This is a genomic window from Rhodanobacter sp. UC4443_H10 (assembly GCF_052978325.1).
Genome location: NZ_CM129668.1, coordinates 3,803,779 through 3,829,296 on the forward strand (window position 1 = coordinate 3,803,779; position 25,518 = coordinate 3,829,296).

The following is a 25,518-nucleotide window of genomic DNA, read 5'->3' on the forward strand; positions in this document are numbered from 1 at the left end:
TGATCTACTTCGCGGTCGCGGCGGCAGGCGTCGCGCTGCTGGATACGGTCGCCGGCACGTTGTCGCCGGCCCGCAGGGTCAGCCCTTCCACGTGCACGCCACCGGCGTCGATGCTGTCGAACTCGGCGTGTCCGCTGCCGGGCGGCACACCGAGTTGCGGTGCCTGCGGATCGCCCAGGCGACCCCACCAGCGCGCCAGTCCCAGCGGCGGCAAGCGCAGGTCGGCGTGGTTGCCGGGGCCGTCGAGTTTCAGCGCCAGCAGCAGCGGGTTGTCCTGGTTGGCGGGCGTGAGCGTCAGTGACAGGTCGTACTGGCCCGCGCCGGTGCGGTCGAGCTTGCCGGCCAGGCTGGCCGCGGCATCGGCTGCGCCGTGCCAGTGCGCGCGGCCGTTCAGCGCCAGCGTCACCGCACCTTCCTGCGCCAGGTGCAGGCTGATGTTGTCCAGTTGCAGGGCGTTGCCCTGGATGCGCGGCGTCGCCGACAGGTGCAGCTGCCACGGCTTGCCGGCGACGAAGGCGTTGATGCTGAGCGGAAACGGCTGCCCGGAAACGAGGCTGCCGGCCCTGATCGAGACGTTGTCCAGCAAGACTTCATTGCCGCGCACCACGCTGCCGTGGGTGATTTCCACGCCGGTGTCGATGCGCGGGATGTTGAGCGGCGCCTGCTGTGTCTGCGCCGGCAGCGCGGCCATCCATGCCTGCAGGGCATCGAGGTCGACGCGCGGCGAGTCGATCTCCAGTTGCGAGATCACGGCGGGCCCGCCGAACAGGGTGTGCCACGGCAGCACCAGCCGGCCGCGCGCGGCGAGCAGGATCGGTGCGCTGGCGCCTTGGGCGTTGAGCGTGATGCCACGCAGGTCCAGCGCCGGCCGCGGGAACAGGCTGGGGCTGGCGGGGCTGGCCAGGTTCAACTCCAGCCCGGCGGCGCGCGCCTGGCTCTGCAGCATGGCGGTGAAGCGGTCGGGCTGCAGCAGCAGGTAAACGGCGGCCACCACGACGAGCGTGGCCGCCACGACCACACCGCCGAGCACCGTTGCGATCAGGCGCAGTCGGCGCGACACCGGATCAGCCCCGCCAGCCGGCGTCAGCCATGGTCTCGAACCTGGCCGAGATTGGCGGGCAGCAGGCCGTCGACGAAGGCTTCGGCCTCGAACGCGCGCAGGTCGGTGGCGCTTTCGCCCAGGCCCACGAAACGGATCGGCAGGCCGAACTCGCGCGCCAGCGCAAACACCACGCCGCCCTTCGCGGTGCCGTCGAGCTTGGTCACCACCAGGCCGGTGACGCCCACGATCTGGCGGAACTGGCGCACCTGGTTGACCGCGTTCTGTCCGGTGGTGCCGTCGATCACCATCAGCACTTCATGCGGTGCGTCGGCGTCGAGTTTCTTCAGCACGCGGGCGATCTTGCCCAGTTCGTCCATCAGGCCACCCTGGGTGTGCAGCCGTCCGGCGGTGTCGGCGATCAGCACATCCATGTGGCGCGAACGCGCGGCCTGCAGGGCGTCGAAGATCACGCTGGCCGAATCGGCGTCCTGGCCTTGCGAGATCACCGGCACCGCGTTGCGCTCGCCCCAGGTCTTGAGTTGTTCGACCGCGGCGGCGCGGAAGGTGTCGCCGGCAGCCAGCATCACCGCATGCTTTTCGTCGCGCCACCTGCGGGCCAGCTTGCCGATGGTGGTGGTCTTGCCGGCGCCGTTGATGCCCACGACCAGCACCACGAAGGGTTGTCTGCCGCGTACGTCCAGCGGCTGCTCGACCGGCTTGAGCAGCTCGATCAGCGCCTGGCGCAAGGCCGCCAGCAAGGCCGCGGCGTCGGCGAACTCGCGTTTGTGCATGCGCTTGCGCAGGCCATCGACCAGCGCGCTGCTGGCTTCGACGCCGACATCGGCGGTGATCAGCACGGTTTCCAGCTCGTCGAGCAGGTCGTCGTCGAGCTTCGGGTTGCGCACGAACAGCGAACCGAGGCTGCGCGAAAACACGCTGCCGGACAGGCGTTCGCGCCAACTGCGCTTCGGCGGCGCTTGGGCGGGTTCTTCCGCCGGCGCCACGAAGCGCTCGGTGTCGCGGCGGGTGTCCTCGGCCGAGGGCATTTCCGCCAGCGCCTCGCGCAGGCCCGATGCCACGGCTTCCGGCAGGCCCGCGTCGACCGCCGCATCCGGCGCGGCAGGCGGCACTTCCTTGCCGTGGGCATCCGTCTCGGCGGATTTTTTCTTCCAGAACTTGAGCATGGCCGGGGCGATTCAAAGACAATGGCCGGCATGCTAACACCCCGACCCGTACTCCCAGCTGAGGGCCCGCGCGCGTGAGTGGCGGGCGAAAACCGTCGCCTGGCCAGGTGCGCATCATCGGCGGCAACCTGCGCAATTCGCGCCTGCGGGTGCCGGAACTGCCCGGCTTGCGGCCGACCCCGGCGCGCGTGCGCGAGACCGTGTTCAATTGGCTGGCGCCGATGATCGCCGGTGCGCGCTGCCTGGACCTGTGCGCCGGCACCGGCGCGCTGGGCATCGAGGCGTATTCGCGCGGCGCAGCCAGCGTGCAGTTCGTCGAGCGCGACGCGCAGGCGGCGCAGGCGCTGCGCGCGAACCTGGCGCGGCTCAAGCTGATGTCCGCGGTGGTCACCACCGCGGAGGCGGCGACTTTCCTGCGCGGTCCGGCGCAGCCTTGCGATCTGGTCTTCCTCGACCCGCCGTTCGCGCTCGACCTGTGGGCACCGTTGGCCGCGCAGTTGGAAGCGGGCGGCTGGCTGGCGGCGCAGGCGCTGATCTACGTCGAATCGCCCCGCGCCGGCGTCCCCGGGCTGCCGCCGAACTGGTCGTTGCATCGCGAGGGACAGGCCGGCGAGGTACGTTTTGCGCTCTATCGGCGTTCGCTTCCGTTAAGCTAAGGGTCACACCGTCGTCGGCGACTGCATGCCTTCCGTGAGAAAAAATCTGGGGAATCCCCGCCTGGCCATCTATCCGGGCACCTTCGACCCGATCACCAACGGCCACGCCGATCTGGTGACGCGCGCCGCGTCGCTGTTTGACCGGGTGATCGTGGCAGTGGCGGACAGTTCCACCAAGGGGCCGCACTTCAGCATCGGCGAGCGGGTGGCGCTGGCGCGGCTGGCGCTGGCCGACCTGCCCAACGTGGAGGTGCGCGGCTTCGATTGCCTGCTGGCGACCTTCATCGGGCAGGTGGGTGCCGGGGTGATCATCCGCGGGCTGCGGGCGGTGTCGGATTTCGAGTACGAATTCCAGCTGGCCAGCATGAATCGGCATCTGATCCCGCAGGCGGAGACCTTGTTCCTGACGCCGGCCGAAGAATACAGTTTCATCTCCTCGTCACTGGTGCGCGAAATCGGCCGCCTCGGCGGGGACATCTCCGGCTTCGTGCATCCGGCCGTGCAACAGGCGATGCGCCAGCGCTGGCAGAAGTCGCTTCATCCATCCAACCAGCAACCCGAAGCAGAAGGTGATGACCATGCGTAAATTCGTTCTCATTGCGGTTGTCGCGCTGAGCGCTTGCCTGGGCCTGAGTGCCTGCAACAAGCAGGGCGACGACCAGCAGGCCCAGGAACAGGTGCAGAAGGCGCCCAAGCCCACCGACGTCAATGACGCCAAGGGCTGGAATGCCTATCTCGGCCAGTTGGTGCAGGCCAACCTGCAGGGCATGAAGGCGCCGCAGCCGTATGCCTACATGGTCACCCCCGGCCTGACCGAGGACCAGCAGGCGCAGAACGCGCGGCAGTTGCAGGGCGTGCAGGACACCGTCGCCCGCGGCGTGCTGCCGGGCAACCTGCTTGCCTTCGGCGGCCCCAGTTCCGCGGCGACTTCCGAGTTCGTGATCGACGCGTTCAAGAACGCCAACCCCGGCTCGTTCAAGGACGTGATCGTGGTGTTCATCGGCGACAAGGCCGACGAGCAGAAAGTGACCGACGCGCTGAAGCCCACCGGGGCGACATTCCGTTTCGTCGAAATGTGATGAGGCGGGAGTGAGAAGCGAGGAGTGAGAAATGAGAGAGAGCATGGCGAGGTCCTGCCTTCTCTCGTTTCGCACTCCTCTTCACTCACTCCTGGCTTGCCCTCATGTCGCTCAAGATCCTCGACTCCTGCGTCAATTGCGACGTTTGCGTACCGGCGTGCCCCAATCAGGCAATTTCGCTGGGCGAGGAGTACTACGTGATCGACCCGGCGCTGTGCACCGAGTGCGTGGGCCATCACGACGAGCCGCAGTGCGTGGAGGTGTGCCCGGTGGAGTGCATCATCGGCGACCCCGACCATGTCGAATCTCCGGCCCAGCTTGAGTTGAAGTATCGACACCTGATGAGCAAGGAGTCCGTGGCATGAGCATCTCCTTCGATTGGCGCGCGCTGGCGCTGGGTCTGTTGCTGAGCGGTACCGCCGGCCTTGCGCCGGCGGCTTCGGCGAAGCAGGCGCCGCCGGCCGCGCCCGCCGCGCAGCGGCCGGGCCATGCGGCGATCGCCAGCGCGAATTTCCTGGCCACGCGCGCCGGCCTGGAGGTGTTGCGCAAGGGCGGCAACGCGTTCGATGCGGCGGTGGCGGTGGCTTCCACGTTGTCGGTGGTGGAACCGGAGAGCTCGGGCATCGGCGGCGGTTTCATGGCCGTGCTGCACCGCGCCAGCGATGGCCGCAACGTGTTCATCGACGCCCGCGAGACGGCGCCGGCGGCAGTCGATCCGAAGGATTACCTGAAACCCGACGGCAGTCCCAACCGCGATACCGCATTGACCGGCCCGCTGTCCGCCGGCATCCCCGGCGAGCCGGCCGGGCTGGCGCTGCTCGCGAAGGATTACGGGCGGTTGTCGCTGCAGCAGTCGCTGGCGCCGGCGATCCGCATCGCGCGCGACGGCTTCGTTCCCGATCCGCGCCTGCATGGCGCGATCGTCTCCGAGCAGAAATTGCTCGCGCGCTGGCCCGCCTCGGCCGCGAAGTACCTGGTGAACGGGCAGCCGCCGGCCGAGGGCGCCACCTGGCGCGATCCGGACCAGGCCCGCACGCTGGAGGCGCTCGCGCGCGAGGGCCACGATGGTTTCTATCGCGGCGAGACCGCGCGCAAGCTGGTCGACGCGGTGCGCGCGGCCGGCGGCAACTGGACGCTGGCCGACCTGGCCGCGTACCGGGCGAAAGAGCGCACGCCGATCAGCGTCGACTACCGCGGCTACCAGGTCATCACCGCGCCGCCGCCGTCTTCCGGCGGCGTGGCGATCGCCGAGATCCTCAACATCCTGTCCGGCTACGACCTGACGAAGATGGATGCCGCCACGCGCGTGCATTACGTCGTCGAGGCGATGCGGCGGGCGTTCCGCGACCACAACGATTACCTGGGCGACCCGGATTTCGTGAAGATGCCGCTGGACATGCTGCTGTCGCCGTACTACGCCGACGGCCTGCGCCAGAGCATCCTGCCCGACCGCGCGACGCCCTCCTCGATGCTGCCGCGCGCCGAGCCGGCCGATGCGGGCATGCACACCACGCATTTCTCCATCATCGACGCCGACGGCAACATGGCCGCGGTGACGCTCACCGTCAACACCACGTTGGGCTCTAAGTTCGTCGCCGCCGGCACCGGGGTGCTGCTCAACAACGAGATGGACGACTTCGCGCTGGTGCCGAACAAGCCGAACGTCTACGGTCTGCTCGGGAGCAAGGCAAATGCGCCGGTGGGCGGCAAGCGCATGCTGTCGTCGATGTCGCCCAGCATCGTGATCGGGCCGGAGCGCACCATGGTGATCGGCTCGCCCGGCGGCTCCACCATCATCACCCAGGTGCTCGAAGGCATCCTGCATTTCATCGACGGGCAGGGCGCGCAGCAGATCGTGGCGCACAAGCGCTTCCACCATCAGTACCTGCCCGACGTGGTCATGACCGAGCCGCAGGCATTCGATGCGGGCACCGAGGCGGCCTTGACGAAAATGGGCTACGTCCTGAAACAGCGCGAGCCGTGGGGGTTCATGAACGTGGTCACCTGGGATCGCAAGACCAACCAGCTCGACGCCGCCAGCGACCCGCGCCGACCGTCGGGCCTGGGCCAAGTGCAGTAGGCGCCGGCATGGAGCATTCCGCCTTGCATCCCGCCTGCCCGTCGCCGCCGGTGCGGTGCGCCTGATGGAGCTGGGCAAGGGCATGTCCTGGCGCCTGCTGGCATTGAACGTCATCGGCGCCCTGCTGGTGATCGCCGGCATCGGCCTGGAGGCGCTCAACGCCAGCAGCCTGATCGATTTCCGCCAGGCCTCCGTCCGGCACGGCGGCGAGGCGATCGAACTGGGCGCGGATGCGCTGCCGCAACCCGGCCAGCACGGCTACATGGCACGCCTGGCCGGGACGCCACGCGTGGTCGAGGCGCCGCACGACCCGGAGTTCAACCAGACCGCGAATACACCCGTGCTGGTGCGGCGTGTCGAGATGTTCCAGTGGCGGGAGATCAGCATCGGCGGCAGCGTCCACTACGAACTGGACTGGGTCGACCAGCCGGTGGATTCCAGTCGGTTCCGCGACGTTCGCGGGCACGTCAATCCCGGTCGTTTCCCGATCGAAAGCAAGCAGTTCGACGCCGGACTGGTGCAGATGGGCGGCTTCAGGCTCGGCCGCGTGCTGGTGCACGCCTTGCCCGGTTCGGAACTGATCGAACCCGACCCGGCGGCGCTGCCGCAGAACCTTGCCGTCACCTTCAGCCGTTATCAGGATTACCTGGTGACCAGCGCCCATCCTGGCGATCCGCGCCTGGGCGACCTGCGGGTGAGCTGGAGCGCCGTGCCGCTGCAGCAGGTCACCATCGTGGCACGCCTGGATGGCGCTCGGCTGGAAGCGGCCGCCGATGCTCCCGATGGCAAGGGCTACCAGGTGCAGGTCGGTGACGTGCCCTTGCTGGCGCTGTTTCCCGACCTGCCGGTGCCGCCGCAGTACGTGACGCTGTGGCGGGTTCTCTCCGTGCTGCTGGCGGCGCTGGGCGCACTGGCGCTGCTCGCGGCCCAGGGGCGCCGCCGTGACCCGCTGCTGGCGCTGGGCCTGGGTTCGATCGGCGTGGGCGCCGTCGCCAGCGTGTTGTGGCTGGGGGGCGAGAACGCCCACGTGCTGGGCGGCTGGGTGGTGGTGACCCTGGTCGGCGTGGCGCTGTCGGTCTGGTGTCTGCGCCGGCAAGATCACTGACTTGGACCCGTTCACCCTGGGCGCAGGCCGAAGGCCGCACGCGGAGAATGGCCATGGACAGCCACAGTCCTGAGGAGCGAGGAAGTCGAAAGGCACGCCGGCGACGGGCTTCCCGATAGGCGCCGCTTCGACTCCGCCCGCTGCGCGGGCTACGCTCAGCGCGAGCGGTCGGGCATCACGGACTGCCTTTCCGCACCGTCGTGCTCGATGAACCACAGCCCCGCGAACAGCTTCGGGTCGATCGAGTAGCCCTCGGCCGCGCGCGCGAACAGCCAGGCGCCGGCCTCGCGCCGCGGCACCTCGTGCACCACGATGTTCTCCGTCTCGTCGCCGCCACCAGGGCCGATCTTCTGCAGGTCGCGCGCGCGCACGAAGGCGATCATCTCGGTGCTCATGCCCGACGACGACGGGCCGCGGTGGATGAACTCCACGCTGGCGCAGCGGTAGCCGGTCTCCTCCTCCAGTTCACGTTGCGCCGCCACCAGCGCGCTTTCGTCGGCCTGGTCGGCCAGGTCGCCGACCAGGCCGGCCGGCATCTCGATCGTGTTCTGCAGGATCGACACGCGGTACTGCTCGACGAACAGCACGCGGTCTTCCGGAGTCACCGCCACGATGATCACCGCGCCCGCCGGGTTGTTGCGCTCGGCGTACTCCCAGCGGCCGCGTTTGCGCAGACTCAGCCAGCGACCCTCGTACAGGGTTTCCACCGGTGCGCCGGCGTCGGCGGGAATGGGGTGGGCGGTGTCGTTCATCGGTGCTCGCAGGTCCGGGCTGAAACATCCATGGTGGCCCGTCGGGCGTGCCGCGACAAGCGATCAGCTCAGATCGCCAGCGCGCGCAGGCGGCTGCGGGTCAGCGGGCCGAAGCGCAACTGCTCGCACAACGCATCGAGCTGATCGACCGGGCGAGGCCGGCGCTGCAGGAGGTCGACTTCGCCGGCGCCGGGAGCGTCCAGCGCGATCCGGGTCAGCCGGCGGCACATGCGTGCCTGCTCGGCATGCTGGCGCAGCCGCGCCGCGCAACTGGCCGCGCCACGAAGGCGCAGGAAGGCCACTTCGTCGATGCGTTCGAGCAGGGCATCCAGGCTGCCGAAGTGGGCGAGCAGGGCCGCGGCGGTCTTGGCGCCGATGCCGGGCACGCCGGGGATGTTGTCCACCGCGTCGCCGCACAGCGCTAGATAGTCGGCGACCTGGTGCGGATGCACGCCAAGCTTGTCGTGGACGCCGGCCGGCCCCCAGCGCAGGTTGCGGGCGTAATCCCACTGCTCGTCGTGCTCGCCCAGGAGTTGGCCGAAGTCCTTGTCCGCCGACACGATCACGCTGCGCCAACCCAGCGCGCGCAGGTTCCACACCGTGCTGCCGATCAGGTCGTCGGCCTCGTATTCGTGGTCGATCATCAGGTGCACGCCGAGCGCTTCGGTGAGCGCCCGGCACTGCACGAACTGCCGTTCCAGGTCCGGCGGCGGCAGCTCGCGGTTGGCCTTGTAGGCCGGGTAGATCGTGTTGCGGAACGAGCTGGTCAGCGAGGCGTCGAACGCCACCGCGACATGCTCCGGTCGCGCCCGCTCCAGCAGCTCGCACAGGAAGCGCGCATAGCCGTGCACGGCGTTTACCGGATGACCGTCGACGTCGTGGAACTCGTCCGGCATCGAGTGCCAGGCGCGGAACACGTACAGGCTGCCGTCGACGAGATGGGCAGCGGGAAGATGGACGTCCGGACGTCCGTCTGGCGAGCTGGTCATGGCGTCCATGTGGTGAGCAGGTCGGCCAGCGCCGGTCGGTCGCGGTCGGGAACCTCGACCTGCGGCGTGCCCAGGTGGACGAAGCCGACCACGTGCTCGTCGGCGTCCAGGCCCAGCAGTGCGGCGACTTCGCGGTCGTAGGCGGCCCAGCCGGTCAGCCATTGCGCGCCGTAGCCAAGCGCGAAGGCACCGAGCAGGATGTTGTAGGCCACGTTGCCGGTGCACAGCTTCTGCTCGATTTCCGGCACCTTGCTGTCGGGGTCGATGCGCGCGACCACGGCCACCACCAGCGGCGCGAACGTGTAGCGGTGGCGCTCCTTCTCCAGCTTGGCGCCGATCATCGCCGGGTTGTTGCGGATACCGATCGCGGTCACCTGTTCGCCGAACGCCAGCTTGGCCTCGTCGCGCAGCAGAATCAGCCGGAACGGCACCAGCTTGCCGTGATCGGGCACGCGGATGGCCGCTTCGAGCAGGGTGTGCAGCGTGGCGTCATCCGGCGCCGGCTCGCCGAGCTGGCGTGCGGGCACGGAGTGGCGTTGCTGCAGCAGGGAGAGCGGGTTGGCCATGGATCGGTTCGACGAAGTAGGGACGGCCCATGCTAGCGGGCGGGTCGCCGGCGTGCGAACTCCCGGCGCCGCTCAGTTTGCCTGCGGCAGCTTGAACGAGCCGGGCAGCAGCGCGGCCACGCTGGTTTCGCGGGTGGCGCCGGTGAGGTTGGCCAGCAGCACCGGGGTAGCCTCGTCACACAGTTCGGCCATCACCTGGCGGCAGGCGCCGCAGGGCGTGACCGCCTCCGGGGTATCGGCGACCACCGCGATGGCAGCGAAATCGCCGGGTCGGCAACCGGCGGCGACCGCACTGAACAGGGCCGTGCGTTCGGCGCAGTTGCACAGGCCGTAGGCGGCGTTCTCCACGTTGCACCCGCCGAACGTGCGGCCGTCACGGGTCAGTACCGCGGCACCCACGTGGAAGCGGGAATACGGCGCGTAGGCGTGTTCGCGCGCGGCGCGCGCCAGCGTGAGCAGGTCGTCCAGGGCGAGGGGGCTTGCGGGCATCGTGATCTCCGGCGATGACCCCGGCGCTGCGTGCAGCGCGATCCGGCGGGCCAGCTTACTCTCGTGCGCGCGCCCGGATCAAAGCCAACTGCCGCTAAGATGGCAGGAACATTCCACGGGGATCGCACCATGCCTGTCACCATTGCCGCCTTGCGAGAGACTGCCGCCGGTGAGCGGCGCGTGGCGATCACCCCGGAGATGGCCAAGAAGCTGCGCGGCAAGGGGCTGCGCGTGCTGCTGGAGCACGACGCCGGGCGCGCGGCCGGCTTTCCCGACCAGGCCTATGCCGACGCCGAGTTTGCCGATGCCAGCGACGTGCTGGCGCAGGCCGACGTGCTGGCGTGCGTGTTGCCGCCCGAGGACGCGGTGTTCTCCAGCCTGCGCGAGGGCAGCGTGGTCGTCGGCCAGTTGCGGCCGTACGGCGCCGCCGAGCGCATCGCCGCGCTGGCCGCGCGCAAGCTGACCGCGTTCTCGCTGGAGCTGCTGCCGCGCACCACGCGTGCGCAGGCGATGGACGTGCTCAGTTCGCAGGCGGCGGTGGCCGGTTATCGGGCCATGCTGATCGCGGCCGAGGCGTCGCCGAAGTTCTTTCCGATGCTGACCACCGCGGCCGGCACGATCCGGCCGTCGAAGGTGCTGGTGATCGGCGCCGGCGTGGCTGGGCTGCAGGCGATCGCCACCGCGCGCCGGCTCGGCGCGCAGATCGAGGGTTACGACGTGCGCCCGGAAACGCGCGAGCAGGTGGAATCGCTGGGCGCGAAGTTCCTCGACCTGGGTGTCAGTGCCGCCGGCAGTGGCGGCTATGCACGCGAGCTGTCGGCGGAGGAACGCGCCGCGCAGCAGCAGGCGCTGGCGAATCACCTGAAGTCGTTCGACGTGGTGGTGAGCACCGCGGCGGTGCCGGGTCGGCCGGCACCGAAGATCCTCACCACCGCGATGGTCGAGGGCATGAAGCCCGGCGCCCTGATCGTCGACCTCGCCGCCGAGGGCGGCGGCAACTGCGAGCTGACCCGTCCCGGCGAGCACGTCGAGCATGGCGGCGTGACGATCATCGGGCCGCTGAACCTGCCGGCCGGCGCGCCGCTGCATGCCTCGGAGATGTACGCGCGCAACGTGTACAACTTCGTCGAGCTGCTGCTGCACGACGGCGCGCTGAAACCGGATTTCGACGACGAGCTGCTCGCCAGGAGCTGCCTGGCGCACGCCGGGGAGACCCGCTTCCAGAGCTGATGGCCGCGGTCATCCGCGGCCCGGCGTGAGTTACCGGGGCGGATGCCCGGTGCCGGTGCCGCCGTCGCGGTCGTGCTGCTGGATTCGCTGCTGCCGCTGCTCGGGCGACAGCTGGCGCCATTCGCGTTTCAGCTGTTCGCGCTGCGCGGGGGGCAGGCTCTGGAAGCGCTCGAAGCTGCGGTGCACGCGCTGGCGTTCTGCCGGCGACATCTCGCGGAACCGGTGCTCGTTGGCGCGTGCCTGACGGCGTTGCTCCGGCGTCATCTGCTGCCAGTGGACGATGCGCTGGCGGATCTCCTCGCGGCGCTCGGGTGGCAGCGTGGTCCAGTACCGGGTGCGGTGCAGCAGGTGCGCCTGCTTGCGTGGCGACAGCTGATCCCATTCGTCCTTGAGCGGCGCCAGCATCTCGCGCTGGCTCGGTGCCAGGCCGTTCCACGGGGTGCGTGCAGGCGCGTCCGCGCTCGCCGGTGGCGGCGTGGGCGTTTGCGCGCACAGCGGCGTGGCCGCGACCCCGAGCAGGGCGGCAAGCAACAGCGACAGGAGGGAAGGCAGCGGCTTGTTCATGGGGTCAGCGTGAGGTCGGGTGCCGGTCGTTGGCGGCGAGCCAGGCGTAGAAATCGAGGTTCTGGTACAGGCCCGGATCGACCTGCTCGGCGTCGGGCGGCAGCTCGTTGTCCACGTCCTGCGGGGCGCTGCTGGCCGCCTGGTTCGCCGATGGCGCGCGCGTGTGCGGCAGCGGTTGCCACACCATCATTACCGCCAACGCCATGGCCGCCAGCGCGCCGGTGGGGATCAGCCAGCGCACCGCCTGACGCTGCGGTGCGGTTGACGGCTGCAGCGCTTCGCGACGGGCGGCGCGCAGCCGCGCGGTCGTGCTCGCGTCAAGATGGTGCGCGGCCTCGCGCCACAGCTTGTGCGCGCGCCGTTCGATCGGTTCGTGCTCGTGCTCGTGCTCGGGCGAGTTCATCGCCAATCCTCCAGTTGGTCGCGCAGCTGATGCATGGCGCGCGACAGATGGGTTTTCACGCTGCCTTCGCCGCAGCCCATGGCGCGTGCGGTCTCCGCCACGTCAAGCCCTTCCAGCATGCGCAGGATGAACGCCTCGCGCTGGCGCCTGGGCAAGCGCTGCACCGCCGCGGCCATGTCCGCGTACGACTGCGCGTCGTGCAGCCGGCCCAGCGGGTCCTTGCCCGGGTCGGCCGGCTCCCACACGGGCAGCTCGTCGCCGCCGTCGTCATGCCCGCCGCCGAGCCAGCCGACGACGATCGAGCGCACCTTGCGCCGGCGCTGCAGGTCCACGATGCGCCGACGCAGGATGCCCCAGAACAGCGGCGCCCATTCCGCGGCCGGCTTGTCGCGATAATGCCGTACCAGTCGCAGCATGGCGTCCTGCACCGCGTCCATGGCGTCCTCGCGATGGCGCAACTGCAGCTCGGCCATGCGGAACGCGCGGCGCTCCACGTCGGCCAGGAACGCATCCAGCGTGGCCGGCACCGCGCGCGCATCGCCCGGCTCGCCCGCGGCGAGCAGGTCGGCCTCCAGCATGCCGGCGGTGGCATTCACGGCCGACGCTCCGCTGCCATCGGTGATGTCATCGACGGGCTCCATCGGTGGTTCCTGCCTGTTCAACGCGGCAGGCCCGCCAGGGTTGACCGCCTGCGCGAGTCGCGCGGCGCCGTGCGCCGATCGGCGGCCCGGCCTCGACGCACGCCGGGCTTCCCGTATGATGCAGGTTCGGATGCATCCTGGCGGGCGGCTCTCACGGGGGATGGGCTCATGATCGACGGTTTCCTGGCGCTGTACATCTTCATGCTGGCCGCCTTTACCGGCTATGAAATCATCGCGCGGGTGCCGGTGATCCTGCACACGCCGCTGATGTCCGGCTCCAACTTCGTGCACGGCATTGTGCTGGTCGGGGCGATGATTGCGCTAGGCCACGCGAACACGCCGTTCGAGATCGCGATCGGCTTCATCGGCGTACTGCTTGGTGCGGGCAACGCCGCCGGCGGCTACGTGGTGACCGAGCGGATGCTGGAAATGTTCAAGTCCAGCAAGCCGGACGCCGGCAAGGGGGCCAAGTGATGAGCTGGCTGCCCACCGTCATCAAGGCCTGCTATTTCCTCGCCGCGCTGCTGTTCATCCTGGGCCTGAAACGCATGAGTTCGCCGCGCACCGCGCGCGGCGGCATCGTATGGGCCGGCTACGGCATGGTGCTGGCGGTGCTGGCCACGTTCTTCCTGCCGGACATGCACAACCGCGGGCTGATCCTTGCCGCGGTGCTGATCGGCGTCAGCGCCGCGTGGTGGACCGGCCGCCGCGTGGCAATGACCGCGATGCCGCAGATGGTAGCGCTGTACAACGGCATGGGCGGCGGCGCGGCGGCGGCGATCGGCGCGGTCGAGCTGATCGGCTACGCGCGTTCGTCGGGACTGCTGCACGCGGTGCCGGATACCTCGCCGCTGCGGCCCGAAGCCTGGGCGGTGAACGGCCTGCCGCCGGCGCTGTCGCCGACCGAGCTGGCGCTGGGCGTGCTCGGTGCGCTGATCGGCGCGGTGAGCTTCTCCGGTTCGCTGGTCGCGTTCGCCAAGCTGCAGGGCTGGATGGACAAGCGCTTCGTGTTTCCCGGCCAGCGCGCGGTGAATCTGTTGTTGCTCGCCGCGGCGGTGGTGGTCGGCGTGCTGCTCGCCACCGGTCATGCCAGCCCGGCGCTGATCGCGGCGTTCTTCGCGCTGGCGCTCGCCTTCGGCCTGATGATGACGCTGCCGATCGGCGGCGCCGACATGCCGGTGGTGATCTCGCTGTACAACGCGTTCACCGGCCTGGCGGTGTCCTTCGAGGGTTTCGTGCTGGGCAACGAGGCGATGATCATTGCCGGCATGGTGGTCGGCGCGGCGGGTACCTTGCTGACCCAGTTGATGGCCAAGGCAATGAACCGCTCGATCGGCAACGTGCTGTTCGGCAGCTTCGGCGCGGCCGGCGGCGAGGCGCAGGCGATCGAGGGTGCGCAGAAGCCGATCGACGCCGCCGACGCGGCAGTGATGATGGCCTACGCCGAGCGCGTGGTGATCGTGCCCGGCTACGGCCTGGCGGTGGCGCAGGCGCAGCACAAGGTGTGGGAGTTCGCGCAACTCCTGATGAAGCGTGGCGTGAAGGTGAAGTTCGCGATCCACCCGGTTGCCGGTCGCATGCCCGGCCACATGAACGTGCTGCTGGCCGAGGCCGGCGTGCCATACGACCTGATCGCCGACATGGACGACATCAACCCGGAGTTCGCCACCACCGACGTGGCGCTGGTGATCGGCGCCAACGACGTGGTCAATCCGGTGGCCAAGACCGACCCGGCCTCGCCGATCTACGGCATGCCGATCCTGGACGTGGTGAACGCGAAGCAGGTGATCGTGATCAAGCGCGGCAAGGGCACCGGCTTCGCCGGCATCGAGAACGCGTTGTTCTACGCCGACAACACCCGCATGCTGTACGGCGACGGCCAGGCGGCGGTGGGCGAGCTGGTCAACGAGGTGAAGGCGATCGACGGCTGAGGCCGCCTCCCTGCATGCCGTAGCGGGCACGGCCCGCCGGCTCTTGCTTCGCGGAATGAAAGGCGGCGGGCGGTGCCCGCCCTAGGTGTTCTTCACGGGTGGGGGTGAACGCCGTTGGCGGGAGGCCAGCCACCCGGCCAGCAGCATGGCCAGCAAGGTCCAGATGAAATCGGCGGGGGTCAGGCCCATGCGCGCCAGCTGCCACAGCATGCCGATGCCGGCGGTGCGCATCGCCTCGATCAGGTCCAGGCCCATGCTGCCCGCGACCTTCACGCCGGCGATCAGCAGGTTGACGTAGATCGCCGACAACGCGGTGGCGCCGGCGGCCAGCAGCAGCGCGCCGATGCCGGGGCGATGCACGCCGGCGCGGATGACCCACGCCAGCATGACGCCGATCGGCACCACCAGCCAGGGCAGGGGATGGCGCGAGTACAGCGCCACCACCATCCACGCGGCGCCGGCGGCAAGCCCCAGCATGGCGGCGCTGAACAGCGCAAACAGCAGGGCCGGCACGCTGCGCGCCCTCATTGGTGGCGTCCCGCCAGGTGGGTGCAAGGCATCGCTTGATCCGTCGGCAAAGCGGCCATCATACCGTGCGCTGCGCGCCGGGACGGGCGGGCAAAACGTCGCCTCATCTCCCGCCGGGCTGATCTGGAACAAGCGGTCGCGCGCCGCGGGCGGCATAATGGGCACTTCGGTACGGCATGTGGCCGCGCCTGTGGATACGGGAAAGTCGTTGGCATGAGTGGTTTCAGTCTGAGCAGCGAACCGGTCACCCTGGTGCGCGATTGCAGCGCCGTGATGGTGCCGCAGGGCGAGGTGGTGACGTTGCCCGCGGGCCAGATCGGCTACATAACCCAGGCCCTCGGCGGCAGTTTCACCGTCTACGTCGAGGGCAACCTGTTCCGCGTGGCCGGCGACGATGCCGATGCGCTGGGCAAGGATCGGCCGGTGCCGATCGAAGTGCCGCCGGACGCCACCGATGCCGACGTGGAGAAGCTTGCCTGGGACCAGTTGCGCACGGTGTTCGACCCGGAGATCCCGGTCAACGTGGTCGATCTCGGGCTGGTCTACGACCTGAGCATGGAGCACGGCGAATCCGGCGAACGCAAGGTCTACGTCAAGCTCACCCTCACCGCGCCCGGTTGCGGCATGGGCGACATCCTGGTGGACGACGCGCGCACCAAGCTGGAGATGATCCCCACCATCTCCGAGGCCGACGTGGACCTGGTGTTCGACCCGCCGTGGAACCACTCGATGATGTCCGACGAGGCGAAGCTGGAAACCGGCATGCTCTGAACGGCGCGAGGTCGGCGTCGGAAAATCTTGCGTCGCGCTGACGCGCAGGAACAGTTCGGTACCATCGCGCCCGCAGCGCTCGTCGATGGACTTTCGCGTTCGCGAAAGTGACCACGGACAAGCCATCCGAAAGCTTCCGAAGCATCCGCGACGCTGCGGCGTCGATGTCGTGCGCGCATCCGGCAGGACGTGACCGCGATCACCCGGCGTAGGAAAAAGTCGGATTGTCAGGCGGTATCGCAAGTAATAACGTCGCCGGGTCCACCATCTGGGAGGCTGGGGGATGATCCCGTGGCGACGCCTTTGTCGTCTTGCAGTTACGCGTCCATGTGCTGTCCCTGCAGGGAACCTCAGGGGGAAGGCAGCCACCGGCGGACGTAGTTCGGGATCGCCGGACCGCTGACGAATACCAACGCCGTGTCTCGCACGGAAATTCTTGCATGGGGCTTTGCGGCCGCATCGGGCGCGTTTGTCCCCAATTTTTCCAGGAGCTTATTACATGCCCTATCCATCCCGCCTGAAATTGCTGGTGGCCGCCATCGGCATGGCCACCGCCACGGCTGCCACCGCCGCCAACACGCAATCCCTGCGCGCACAGAACCTGGGCGCCGTACCCGTCGCCTCGCTCGCCACCCAGTTGAACCTGGGCCCGGGCATGACGCTGGCGCCGCACGGTGCCGTGGCGCTCGCCGGCCAGCACCGCGTGGTGCGCCAGCAGCAGATGTACCAGGGCGTGCCGGTGTACGGCCGCAGCATCGCCGTGGTGCAGGACGCCCAGGGCAATGCCTTGCGCGCCACCGGCGAGCTGATGCAGCAGGGCCAGCAGCAGATCTCGGTGCGCCCCCGGCTGAATGCCGCGCGCGCTATCGCGGCGCTGAAGGCGCACGCGCACACCGTGCTGGTCGCCGGTACGGCGATGGAGAACGCCCGCGCCGACCTGTTCGTGTATCCGCAGGAAGGTGCGGCGCCGCGACTGGTCTATCGTGTCTCGTACTTCGTCAACGGTGCCAACCCGACGCGCCCCACCGCCATCGTCGATGCCAACACCGGCGCGGTGATCAAGAGCTGGAACGGTCTCACCGACGCCTCGGCCAACGGCCCGGGCGGCAACCAGAAGACCGGCATGTACACCTACGGCACCGACTACGCGGCGCTCGACGTCACCCAGTCGGGCAGCACTTGCACGCTGCAGAACACCAACGTCAAGACCTACAACCTCAACCACGCCAGCAGCGGCGGTTCGGTGGTCAGCTTCACCTGCCCGACCAGCAACACCGACGCGATCAACGGCGCCTATTCGCCGGTCAACGACGCCCATCACTTCGGCGGCGTGGTGCACGACATGTACCAGTCCTACACCGGTGCGCCGCCGCTGAGCATCCAGCTGCTGATGAAGGTGCACTACCAGTCCAACTACGAGAACGCGTTCTGGGACGGTTCGGCGATGTACTTCGGCGACGGCGCCAGCACGTTCTATCCGCTGGTGTCGCTGGACGTGACCAGCCACGAGATCAGCCACGGCTACACCGAGCAGAACTCCGGCCTGGAATACAGCGGCCAGTCCGGCGGCATGAACGAGGCGTACTCCGACATCGCCGGCGAGGCGGCTGAATACTTCGATCGCGGCTCGGCCGATTTCCTGGTCGGCGCGGACATCGTCAAGGCCAGCGCCGGCATCGGCGACGCGCTGCGCTACATGTGCAACCCACCGCAGGACGGCGGCTCGATCGACAACGCGGCCGACTACACCTCCAGCCTCGACGTGCACTACTCCAGCGGCGTCTACAACAAGTCGTTCTGCCTGCTGGCCAAGACCACGGGCTGGGACGTGAAGAAGGCGTTCCAGGTCTACGCGCTGGCCAACAAGGTGTACTGGACGGCCACGTCCACGTTCAACTCCGGCGCCTGCGGCGTGGAGTCGGCCGCGACCGACCTGGGCTACGACAAGAATGCGGTGATCGCCGCGTTCAACGGCGTGGGCGTGGCTTGCCCGGGTACCGGCGGCGGTGGCGGTGGCAGCACCACCGAGCTGCAGAACAACGTCGGCGTCACCGGCGTGTCGGGTGCCGCCGGTGCCGACAACGACTATTTCATCACCGTGCCGACCGGCGCCAGCAACCTGGTGATGTCGATCTCCGGCGGCACCGGTGACGCCGACCTGTACACCAAGTTCGGCAGCGCGCCGACCACCAGCAGCTACGATTGCCGCCCGTACAAGAGCGGCAACTCGGAAAGCTGCAGCGTGGCCTCGCCCGCCGCCGGCAAGTACTACATCAAGGTGCACGGCTACTCGTCGTACTCGGGCGTCACCGTCAAGGCGTCCTACTCGACTGGCGGCGGCGGTGGCACCGGCGGCCTGCAGAACGGCGTGCCGGTGACCGGCATCGCCGGCGCCCGGAGCTCCAAGACCTACTACACGGTGACCGTGCCGGCGGGCAGTGCGCTGACCATCGCCACCTCCGGCGGCAGCGGCGACGTGGATCTGTACGTCAAGCAGGGCTCCCAGCCCACCACCACCAGCTACGACTGCCGCCCGTACAAGGCCGGCAACAACGAGACCTGCTCGGGCAGCAACGAGTCGGGCACGTACTACATCATGCTCTACGGCTACAGCTCGTACTCGGGCGTGACGTTGAAGGCCAGCTGGTAACAAGCCCCCAGGCGGGCCAGGGATGGTCCGTCGTTGCAACCTCAAGGAGCAGCACCCGCAAGGCAGGCCCGGCCGACTCGCCGGGCCTGCCTTGTCCCGAGCCGGCATGCACGTCCGCACCGGCAATCTGCAGCGGCAAGCTGCATGGGCACGGCTATACTGCCCGCGCCGATGGCATGGTTCGTCCCCGGGACGGATGCTGCTCGGGGGGACTGCCGGATGATGTTCGAACATCTTGATTTCCACGTGTCGCCACTCGCGCCCCTGGCGCCGGATGCGATCGCGTGCGACGAAGCCGCCGCCGGTCGTGGCCGGCGCACGATGGCCTGACGGATCATCGGGCATGAGTCTCGCGCAACGCATCGCATTGACACGCCAGGTTCGCCTGCCGTGGCCGGCGACGACACTGATGCTTGCCGCGTTGGCCGCCACGGGCGTCTCCGGCTGCCGTTCGCTGGGCGGCTATTCCTCGGTGGCGATCACCCCGACGACATCGGCCGCGCGGCCAGCACCCGTCGCGCCCGCGGTGCCGACGCCGACCCCGTCGCTCGCCTCGATCGTCGACCATCAACTGCAGCCCGGCCATTACGCCGAGGGCGAACAGGCACTGCGGCAATACGTGGAGCAGCATCCGCAGGATCGCGCCGCGCGCGGCCTGCTGCACCAGCTCACCGCCGACCCCGAGCGCTGGCTCGGCAGCCGTTCGCGGGCGCACGTGGTGCAGTCGGGCGAGTCGTACAGCACGCTGGCGGCGCGCTATCTGGGCGACGCCAACCTCTTTCTGATCCTCGCGCGCTACAACCACTCGACCAATCCGTCGCTGCTGCGCACCGGCCAGACGCTGCGCATCCCGTTGTCGGCGCGAGGCGCATCTCCGGCGGCGGGAGCGGCGGCGAGCAGCGCGGCGCCTGCCGGCCCGGCCGTCGCCGAATCGTCGGTGGCGAAGGCGCGCCGCTTGCAGGACGAGAGCGTGTCGCTGTTCGACCAGGGCCATGCGCAGCAGGCGCTTGCCCGCATGGACGAGGCGTTGCGCCTCGATCCGCGGCTGCAACCGGCCGGCGCCGAAGCTGCCAGTCTGCGCAGTCGCCTGCTGGACTCGTACCACGAGCAGGCCGTGGTGCTGTACCGCGACCAGCAACTGGACAAGGCCATCGCGCTGTGGAACCGCGTGCTGGCGATCGCCCCGAACTACGAGCCGGCCGTCGCCTACCGCGCGCGTGCGCTCGAGCTCAAGCAGCGGCTGAAACAATACTGATTCACGCCACCGCAGGAGCCCGCCCGCGGGCGATGCTCTTGTGCCGGCATTCGGCAAAAGAAAAGCATCGCCCGCGAGCGGGCTTCTACGGTGGTGCGGGCGGAACGGGCGTGAGGGTGACCTCGGCCGCTACCGTCGACATGATGCGGGTCGGGCGGGTGACGTCCGCCTCGCCGGCTGGCGGCGAGGCTTCGGCGGTGCGGCGCCGGCGGGCCTGCAGGGTGCTGTTCATCAGGTTGAAGGTGGCGAACAGGCGGCCGAATTCGTCGCGCCGCACCAGGCGGATACGGTGGGCAAAGTCGCCGCGGGCCACGCGCAGCAGGGCGTCGCCGAGCAGGCCCAGCATCATCAGCGGGCGGCGGAACAACCAGTATGCCGCGCCGACCACGGCAGCCAGGGTCAGCGCCAGCACCAGCGCGATCACCCACAGCGTGGTCTTCTGTGCCGCGCGCAGTCCCGCATTGCTGATGCCCAGGCGCAGGCTGCCGATGGTCTTGGTCTGGTACTGGATCGGCACCTCGAACAGCAGCATGTCGCCTTGCCGCTCCGCAGCGGGCAGCTTGCCGCCGACCTCGGCCTGCTGCGTGCTGGCGATGACTTCGCCGCTGCGGTCGGCGATCGCCAGGTAGTGGATCTGCCGGTTGCGCGAGACATCGGTAACCAGCGCGCGGGTGGCGGCGTGGTCGCCGAGCAGCAGGTTCTCGGCCGATTCGCCGGCGATCATGCGGCCCATCGAACTGCCGAAATCCAGCGCCAGCCCGGTCACCGCGGCATGCTGCTTGGCGTAGATCGCGGCCAGCCCCAGCACCAGCACCAGGCTCAGGATCGCGCCGAGGCTGCTGGCCCAGCGCAGTCGCAGCGAGATGATGCGCTTGGCCAGCGGCTTTTCGCGTTCGCGCTCGTACTCGCGTGCGGCCAGGCGCAGGTCGTCGATGACTTCCGCGCCGCGCTGGTAGCGCGACTCGGCCGCGCTCGCCAGCAGCGTGCGCGCGATGCTGATCAGCATCGACGGCGTGGCCGGGTCGCGCGGGCGGATCGGCGGCAGCGGCGAGCGCAGCCGCTTGCGCATCAGCTGCTGCACATTGCCCGGCTCCGGCCACGGCAGCTTGCCGGTGAGCAGCCAGTACAGCACCACGCCCAGCGAGAACAGGTCGCTGCGCGCATCGCTGCGTTCGCCGCGCAGGCGCTCCGGCGCCATGTAGGCCGGCGTGCCGCCGACTTCCTTCGCTCGCCGCGGCGTGTCGCGGGGCGAGGCGCGGCGTTCGGCGATGCCGAAATCGCTGATCTTGGCGTAGCTCCAGCCGTCGACCAGCATGATGTTTTCGGGCTTGATGTCGTGGTGCAGCACGCCGCGCGCATGCGCGTAGTCGAGCGCGGCGGCGAGCTGGCCGACCAGGTCGATGATCGCCGGCAGCGGCGGGAATCCCTCGCGGCTGACCTTGCCGGCCAGCGTCTCTCCCGGCAGCCGCTCCATCGCGATGTACGAACGGCCGTCGTCGGTCTCGCCGACGTCGAAGATGGTGACGATGTGCGGGTGGGTCAGGTGGCCGGCGGCGCGGGCCTCGACCAGGAACCGGCGCCGGTACGCGGGGTCGGCAGCGACCTCCTGGTGCAGGCATTTGATCGCGACATTGCGCTGGATCTCCGGGTCGAAACCGGCATAGACCACCGCCATCGCGCCTTCGCCGAGCACGCCCTCGACGCGATAGCGGCCGACCCTGGGCGGCAGTGCGCGCGCGCTCACGGCGAACGCAGCCACCACCAGGCCACGGCGCCGGCAACCAGCAACAGCGCCACGGCAGCGCCGATCCAGCGCCACGGCGAGTGCCTCGGCTGACCGTGCTCGCGGGTGAGGAACACGAACTCCGCCTGACCGAGGCGGATGTGGTCGCCATGGCGCAAGGCCACTTCGTGGATGCGCCGGTCGTTGACGAAGGTGCCGTTGGTGGACAGCGTATTCATGATGATGCAGCGGCCATGCTGCTGGGTGATCCACGCATGGCAGCCGGACACGCTCAGGTCGTCGACGACGATGTCGTTGTCGAGCCGGCGGCCGATCGCCTGCCGGCCGGGGCGGATGACGAAGCGACGCCCTTCGATGCCGGGGCTGCTGCCTTCCAGCACCGGCGCGCGCGTGCTGACTTCGCTGTCCCGCCCGTTCGCGGCATCGCTGGCGTATTGCCGCAAGGCCTCTGTCGAGAAGAAGCGGGTGCCTTGCGGCCCGGAAGATCGCTTGCCGGAATGGCGAGACGGTTCTTGCTTGCTGTCACTCATTGATTCCCCGGATGGCCCCTGCCTGTCGGCACTATAGCCAAGCCGCGGGTGCGGCAAGCGTGATCGCCACCTCAATGGCGTCCGGCCGGCCCGGCTGCCGGGGGATCAGGAGGGCTTCGCTTCCTCGAAGCGGTTCTCCGCGCGGTTCTTGCGCACCTTGGCCGGATCCCACACGCGGCCGTTCATGGCGATGTAGACGCCATCGGGCAGGGTCTGCACCGCGGCCACCGCGCAGCCGATGTTGAACACCGCGTCGGAGCCCTGGAAGCGCGCCGGGTTCAGCGCGCCGGTCAGCACGATCACCTTGCCCTTGATGCTGGCCAGCTCGCGCGCGGTCTCGACCATGGTGTCGGTGCCGTGGGTGACCAGCACGTGGCGGTGCGGCTGCGCCTCGATCGTCGAGCGCACCAGCGCGCGGTCCTCGGCGCCCATGTGCAGGCTGTCCTTGCGCAGGATCGGGATCACGTCGAACTCGAACGCCACGCCGAGGTGGCCCAGGATCTCGCCGATCTGCGGCGCGCCGATCTTGTAATCCGACTTGTCGTCGAAATAGACCTTGTCGATGGTGCCGCCGGTGGTGATGATGGTCAGGTGCTGCATGTCGGTGCGCCAGGGAGGGAATCGGCCCATTTTAGCCCGCGCGCATGTTGAACGCTTGCCGCGGCATCTTGTTGCAGGAGCCCGCTGGCGGGCGATGCTCTTGTTTCGATGTAAGTCCGAAGCAGAAGCATCGCCCGCCAGCGGGTTCCTGCGGGAAAGGCCTGTCAGCTCAGCAGCAAGGCGGTGTTGTCCATGTCTGGCGCGACCAGCCGGTCGAGACCGCGCCCGACGAAGCGGTGCAGTGCCGCGGCGGGTCGCGGGTCGCCGCGTTGGCTCGACCAGCTTGCCTGCCGTGCCAGCAGCGCGGCGGCGGCGCAGCGCGCCAGGGTGAAGGCGAGGCCGCGCGCGCCGGCTTCCAGCGTGTCGCGCGCGGACGCGTGCTGGTCGAGCCAGCGCGCGGCGGCGTCCAGCGTCTGCCGGATCGCGCTGGCCGCGTGCATGTCGTCGTTGCCGTCCAGCCAGCGGCCGGTCGCATGGCGCAGGGCACCGAGGCTGTCGCCGGCCAGCGCGCGCAGGCTGTCCAGCGAAAGGACATTCGTGGTGCCTTCCCAGATTGCGTAGACCTGCGCGTCGCGCAGCAGCTGCGGCAAGCCGGTGTCCTCGATGTAGCCGGCGCCGCCGAAGCATTCCAGCGTTTCGGAGCAGGCCTTCACCGCCAGCTTGCCTGTCCACAGCTTGGCCAGCGGCGTGAGCAGGCGCAGCACCGCGGCTTCCTCCGCGCTGACTGCGCCGTGCTCGACGCGGCCGAGCAGATGGGCGACCTCGAACGCCAGCGCGAACGCGGCCTCGAAATCCGCCTGCATGCCGGCCAGTGTCTGCGCGTGCAGCGGCTGCTCGATCAAGGGGCGGCCAAACGCCTGCCGGCGAGTGGCGAAATCCCGCGCCAGGCTGATCGCCCGCGCCATGCTGGCCACCGCGCAGATCGCGTTCCAGCTGCGCGTGATGTTGAGCATCGGCGCCACCTGGCGCACGCCGTGGGCAAGCTCGCCCAGCGGCCAGGCGGGCAGGCCGTCGAGATGGATTTCCGCGGTGGGCAGTTCCTGCGTGCCGAGCTTGTCCTTCAGCCGGTCGATGATCAGTTCGCTCTTGCGCCGCTCGCCGTCCATCGTCTCCACGTAGAACAGCGCCAGCGCGCCGGTGCCGCCGCCGGCGCCTTCCGGCCGCGCCAACGCCAGTGCTGCCTCGCCGACCACTGCCGAGCTGAACCACTTGCGGCCGTACAAGCGCCATTGGCCGTCTGCGTCCTGGCGCGCGATTGTCTCGGTATTGCCCACGTCGGAGCCGCCGGTGGTCTCGGTCATCCACTGGCCGCTGAGCCAGAACGTGGCCGGGTCGCGACTGAGGAAATGCGGCAGCACGCGCGCGATCAGTTCGCGGTTGCCGGAGGCCTTGATCGCGGTCGCGGCACCGTCGGTCATCGCCAGCGGGCAGGTGTAGAACTCGCTGGCGAGGTGATACAGGTAGACGCGGGCGAACTCTTCCAGCCGCGCATGCTCGCTGTCCGCATGGCCGGCGGCGAGCACCGCGTGTCGCGTCGTCATCGCCGCGCCTTCCTGCCACGCCGGTGTCAACTCGATGCGGTCCACCCGTTGTCCCCACGCATCCCACTTGGTCAGTACCGGCTTGCGCCGCGTCGTGGTACATGCGCGCTGCCACGCCATCTGCGCGTAGTCGCCCAGCGCGTCGAGGTCGGCGTCCAGCGCCGCGCGTCGCTCGGCCGGCAGCGCACGATCGAGCAGGGCCAGCAGAACGCGGTCGCTGCGATACGGGTGCGGCAGTTGCGGCGGATCCTGCAGGAAGGCCATGGCACGCTCCGACCAAGTCGAGGTGTCGAGTATAGGCATGGGGCATTCGGCGCGTGGCGCTGGCATCATCGAAAGCCATTCCCCGGCGCAGGCGCCTTCCATGCGATTTTCCGAAGCGATGCAGACGGTCACGCGCCATGGCGACGGCTGGCAGGCCGCGGTCAGCGAGGACTGGCTGCAGGGGCGCAGCGCCTTCGGCGGCCTGCAGGCGGCGCTGGCCCTGCGTGCGATGCGCGAGTTGGTGCCGGCGGAGATGCCGCTGCGCACCCTGCAGGTGACGTTCATCGCGCCGGTGCCGGCTGGCGTCGTGGCCATCCGCGCGCAATGCCTGCGCACAGGCCGCAGCGCCATCCAGGTCGAGGCCAGCCTGTGCGACGGCGAGCAGGCGCTGTGCCGGCTGCTCGGCGTGTTCGGCAGCGCGCGCCCCTCGGTGCTGGACTTCCAGCCCGAGCAACCGCCCGTCGTGGCGATGGCGCCGCAGGAACTGGGCTACGTCGAAGGCCGCATGCCCGCCTTCACCCAGCACTTCCGCGCCCGCTGGCTGCGCGGCGACCTGCCATTCAGCGGCGGCCACCAGCGTGACAGCGTGCTGCAGCTTTCCCTGCGCGACGACGGTCCGCCCAACGAAACCCACGTACTCGCCTTCGCCGACTTCATCCCGCCCATCGCGCTGTCGATGTTCGCCACGCCCACCCCCGGCAGCTCGCTCACCTGGATGCTCGAACTGCTGCGCGACCGCTACGACGACCTCGGCATGGACGACTGGCGCGTCGATGCCGAACTGATCGCCGCCCGCGACGGGTATACCAACCAGAGCGTGATGCTGTGGGGGTCGAGTGGGGAGGCGGTGGCGTTGAGTCGGCAGAGTATGGTGGTGTTCGGGTGAGGAGCGGGGAGTGTCTCGTGTACGGCGGTGACGCCGCG

27 protein-coding genes are annotated in these 25,518 nt (G+C 69.3%); 13 read left to right on the forward strand and 14 right to left on the reverse strand.

Annotated features, from left to right (window positions below):
* Window positions 1–4: 4 nt before the first annotated feature.
* Window positions 5–1,060, reverse strand: a complete 1,056-nt coding sequence (locus tag ACVCMB_RS17155; RefSeq protein ID WP_447105797.1) for an AsmA family protein — start codon at window positions 1,058–1,060, stop codon at window positions 5–7.
* A gap of 23 nt (window positions 1,061–1,083) precedes the next feature.
* The gene (gene ftsY / locus ACVCMB_RS17160; protein WP_395117148.1) at window positions 1,084–2,226 is read right to left on the reverse strand and encodes a signal recognition particle-docking protein FtsY; all 1,143 of its coding nucleotides are present in this window, start codon (window positions 2,224–2,226) and stop codon (window positions 1,084–1,086) included.
* Window positions 2,227–2,300: 74 nt separating this feature from the next.
* Between ftsY and rsmD the strand changes: the two genes are divergently transcribed.
* From rsmD to ACVCMB_RS17190, 6 genes are all read left to right on the forward strand, one after another.
* Window positions 2,301–2,882, forward strand: coding sequence for a 16S rRNA (guanine(966)-N(2))-methyltransferase RsmD (gene rsmD / locus ACVCMB_RS17165; protein WP_395117150.1), 582 nt, complete (start codon window positions 2,301–2,303; stop codon window positions 2,880–2,882).
* 25 nt (window positions 2,883–2,907) lie between these two features.
* Window positions 2,908–3,468, forward strand: coding sequence for a pantetheine-phosphate adenylyltransferase (gene coaD, locus ACVCMB_RS17170; protein ID WP_395117152.1), 561 nt, complete (start codon window positions 2,908–2,910; stop codon window positions 3,466–3,468).
* Window positions 3,461–3,961, forward strand: coding sequence for a hypothetical protein (locus tag ACVCMB_RS17175; protein ID WP_395117154.1), 501 nt, complete (start codon window positions 3,461–3,463; stop codon window positions 3,959–3,961). The genes coaD and ACVCMB_RS17175 overlap by 8 nt, the downstream gene beginning before the upstream one ends.
* Before the next feature lie 104 nt (window positions 3,962–4,065).
* The gene (locus tag ACVCMB_RS17180; RefSeq protein ID WP_395117156.1) at window positions 4,066–4,326 is read left to right on the forward strand and encodes a YfhL family 4Fe-4S dicluster ferredoxin; all 261 of its coding nucleotides are present in this window, start codon (window positions 4,066–4,068) and stop codon (window positions 4,324–4,326) included.
* Complete coding sequence (ggt, locus tag ACVCMB_RS17185; protein ID WP_447105798.1) at window positions 4,323–6,041, forward strand: gamma-glutamyltransferase; 1,719 nt, start codon at window positions 4,323–4,325, stop codon at window positions 6,039–6,041. Before ACVCMB_RS17180 ends, ggt begins: the two co-directional genes overlap by 4 nt.
* A 64-nt stretch (window positions 6,042–6,105) precedes the next feature.
* On the forward strand, window positions 6,106–7,146 hold the full coding sequence (locus ACVCMB_RS17190) for a TMEM43 family protein (protein WP_447105799.1): 1,041 nt from the start codon (window positions 6,106–6,108) through the stop codon (window positions 7,144–7,146).
* A 155-nt stretch (window positions 7,147–7,301) separates the two neighbouring features.
* On the opposite strand, the gene ACVCMB_RS17195 is transcribed toward ACVCMB_RS17190, so the two are convergent.
* From ACVCMB_RS17195 to cdd, 4 genes are all read right to left on the reverse strand, one after another.
* Window positions 7,302–7,898: an NUDIX hydrolase gene (locus ACVCMB_RS17195; RefSeq protein ID WP_447100719.1), complete on the reverse strand. Its 597-nt coding sequence runs from the start codon at window positions 7,896–7,898 to the stop codon at window positions 7,302–7,304.
* Window positions 7,899–7,966: 68 nt separating this feature from the next.
* Window positions 7,967–8,896 carry a 5'-3' exonuclease gene (locus ACVCMB_RS17200; RefSeq protein ID WP_447105800.1) on the reverse strand — a complete coding sequence of 310 codons (930 nt, stop codon included), beginning with the start codon at window positions 8,894–8,896 and terminating at the stop codon, window positions 7,967–7,969.
* A complete protein-coding gene (locus ACVCMB_RS17205) occupies window positions 8,884–9,453 on the reverse strand; it encodes a nitroreductase family protein (RefSeq protein ID WP_447105801.1) in 570 nt (189 codons plus the stop codon). Before ACVCMB_RS17205 ends, ACVCMB_RS17200 begins: the two co-directional genes overlap by 13 nt.
* A 72-nt stretch (window positions 9,454–9,525) precedes the next feature.
* The gene (gene cdd / locus ACVCMB_RS17210) at window positions 9,526–9,942 is read right to left on the reverse strand and encodes a cytidine deaminase (protein ID WP_447105802.1); all 417 of its coding nucleotides are present in this window, start codon (window positions 9,940–9,942) and stop codon (window positions 9,526–9,528) included.
* Between the two features lie 129 nt (window positions 9,943–10,071).
* On the opposite strand from cdd, the gene ACVCMB_RS17215 reads away from it, so the two are divergent.
* Window positions 10,072–11,172: an NAD(P) transhydrogenase subunit alpha gene (locus ACVCMB_RS17215; RefSeq protein WP_447105803.1), complete on the forward strand. Its 1,101-nt coding sequence runs from the start codon at window positions 10,072–10,074 to the stop codon at window positions 11,170–11,172.
* A 30-nt stretch (window positions 11,173–11,202) separates the two neighbouring features.
* On the opposite strand, the gene ACVCMB_RS17220 is transcribed toward ACVCMB_RS17215, so the two are convergent.
* From ACVCMB_RS17220 to ACVCMB_RS17230, 3 genes are read right to left on the reverse strand one after another with little or no spacing between them, the layout of a single operon-like run.
* A complete protein-coding gene (locus ACVCMB_RS17220) occupies window positions 11,203–11,736 on the reverse strand; it encodes a DUF3106 domain-containing protein (RefSeq protein ID WP_395117172.1) in 534 nt (177 codons plus the stop codon).
* Between the two features lie 4 nt (window positions 11,737–11,740).
* Complete coding sequence (locus ACVCMB_RS17225; protein WP_447105804.1) at window positions 11,741–12,139, reverse strand: hypothetical protein; 399 nt, start codon at window positions 12,137–12,139, stop codon at window positions 11,741–11,743.
* On the reverse strand, window positions 12,136–12,780 hold the full coding sequence (locus ACVCMB_RS17230) for an RNA polymerase sigma factor (protein ID WP_395117176.1): 645 nt from the start codon (window positions 12,778–12,780) through the stop codon (window positions 12,136–12,138). Before ACVCMB_RS17230 ends, ACVCMB_RS17225 begins: the two co-directional genes overlap by 4 nt.
* 168 nt (window positions 12,781–12,948) lie before the next feature.
* On the opposite strand from ACVCMB_RS17230, the gene ACVCMB_RS17235 reads away from it, so the two are divergent.
* Both ACVCMB_RS17235 and ACVCMB_RS17240 read left to right on the forward strand, forming a co-directional pair.
* Window positions 12,949–13,254, forward strand: a complete 306-nt coding sequence (locus ACVCMB_RS17235; protein WP_027493531.1) for an NAD(P) transhydrogenase subunit alpha — start codon at window positions 12,949–12,951, stop codon at window positions 13,252–13,254.
* Window positions 13,254–14,711, forward strand: coding sequence for an NAD(P)(+) transhydrogenase (Re/Si-specific) subunit beta (locus ACVCMB_RS17240; RefSeq protein ID WP_395117180.1), 1,458 nt, complete (start codon window positions 13,254–13,256; stop codon window positions 14,709–14,711). The genes ACVCMB_RS17235 and ACVCMB_RS17240 overlap by 1 nt, the downstream gene beginning before the upstream one ends.
* 81 nt (window positions 14,712–14,792) lie before the next feature.
* Here ACVCMB_RS17240 and ACVCMB_RS17245 read toward each other — a convergent pair whose 3' ends face one another.
* Window positions 14,793–15,239, reverse strand: a complete 447-nt coding sequence (locus tag ACVCMB_RS17245) for a hypothetical protein (RefSeq protein WP_447100714.1) — start codon at window positions 15,237–15,239, stop codon at window positions 14,793–14,795.
* A 213-nt stretch (window positions 15,240–15,452) separates the two neighbouring features.
* Here ACVCMB_RS17245 and sufT point away from each other — a divergent pair, with 213 nt between their 5' ends.
* The 3 genes from sufT (at window position 15,453) to ACVCMB_RS17260 (ending at window position 19,915) form a co-directional block, all read left to right on the forward strand.
* The gene (sufT, locus tag ACVCMB_RS17250; RefSeq protein ID WP_395117184.1) at window positions 15,453–16,010 is read left to right on the forward strand and encodes a putative Fe-S cluster assembly protein SufT; all 558 of its coding nucleotides are present in this window, start codon (window positions 15,453–15,455) and stop codon (window positions 16,008–16,010) included.
* Between the two features lie 499 nt (window positions 16,011–16,509).
* Window positions 16,510–18,660, forward strand: a complete 2,151-nt coding sequence (locus tag ACVCMB_RS17255) for a M4 family metallopeptidase (protein WP_447105805.1) — start codon at window positions 16,510–16,512, stop codon at window positions 18,658–18,660.
* A gap of 343 nt (window positions 18,661–19,003) precedes the next feature.
* Window positions 19,004–19,915, forward strand: coding sequence for a LysM peptidoglycan-binding domain-containing protein (locus tag ACVCMB_RS17260; protein ID WP_447105806.1), 912 nt, complete (start codon window positions 19,004–19,006; stop codon window positions 19,913–19,915).
* A gap of 85 nt (window positions 19,916–20,000) precedes the next feature.
* Here ACVCMB_RS17260 and ACVCMB_RS17265 read toward each other — a convergent pair whose 3' ends face one another.
* The 4 genes from ACVCMB_RS17265 to ACVCMB_RS17280 all read right to left on the reverse strand — a co-directional run bounded on the left by ACVCMB_RS17265 (window position 20,001) and on the right by ACVCMB_RS17280 (window position 24,594).
* Window positions 20,001–21,659 (reverse strand): protein kinase domain-containing protein, encoded by a 1,659-nt coding sequence (locus tag ACVCMB_RS17265; protein ID WP_447105807.1) that lies wholly within the window; start codon window positions 21,657–21,659, stop codon window positions 20,001–20,003.
* Window positions 21,656–22,189: an FHA domain-containing protein gene (locus ACVCMB_RS17270; RefSeq protein WP_447105808.1), complete on the reverse strand. Its 534-nt coding sequence runs from the start codon at window positions 22,187–22,189 to the stop codon at window positions 21,656–21,658. The genes ACVCMB_RS17265 and ACVCMB_RS17270 overlap by 4 nt, the downstream gene beginning before the upstream one ends.
* A 105-nt stretch (window positions 22,190–22,294) precedes the next feature.
* Window positions 22,295–22,789, reverse strand: a complete 495-nt coding sequence (locus ACVCMB_RS17275) for an asparaginase domain-containing protein (RefSeq protein ID WP_447105809.1) — start codon at window positions 22,787–22,789, stop codon at window positions 22,295–22,297.
* Between the two features lie 164 nt (window positions 22,790–22,953).
* Window positions 22,954–24,594, reverse strand: a complete 1,641-nt coding sequence (locus ACVCMB_RS17280) for an acyl-CoA dehydrogenase family protein (protein WP_447105810.1) — start codon at window positions 24,592–24,594, stop codon at window positions 22,954–22,956.
* A 100-nt stretch (window positions 24,595–24,694) separates the two neighbouring features.
* On the opposite strand from ACVCMB_RS17280, the gene ACVCMB_RS17285 reads away from it, so the two are divergent.
* A complete protein-coding gene (locus ACVCMB_RS17285) occupies window positions 24,695–25,480 on the forward strand; it encodes an acyl-CoA thioesterase (protein ID WP_447105811.1) in 786 nt (261 codons plus the stop codon).
* The last annotated feature ends 38 nt before the right edge of the window (window positions 25,481–25,518 follow it).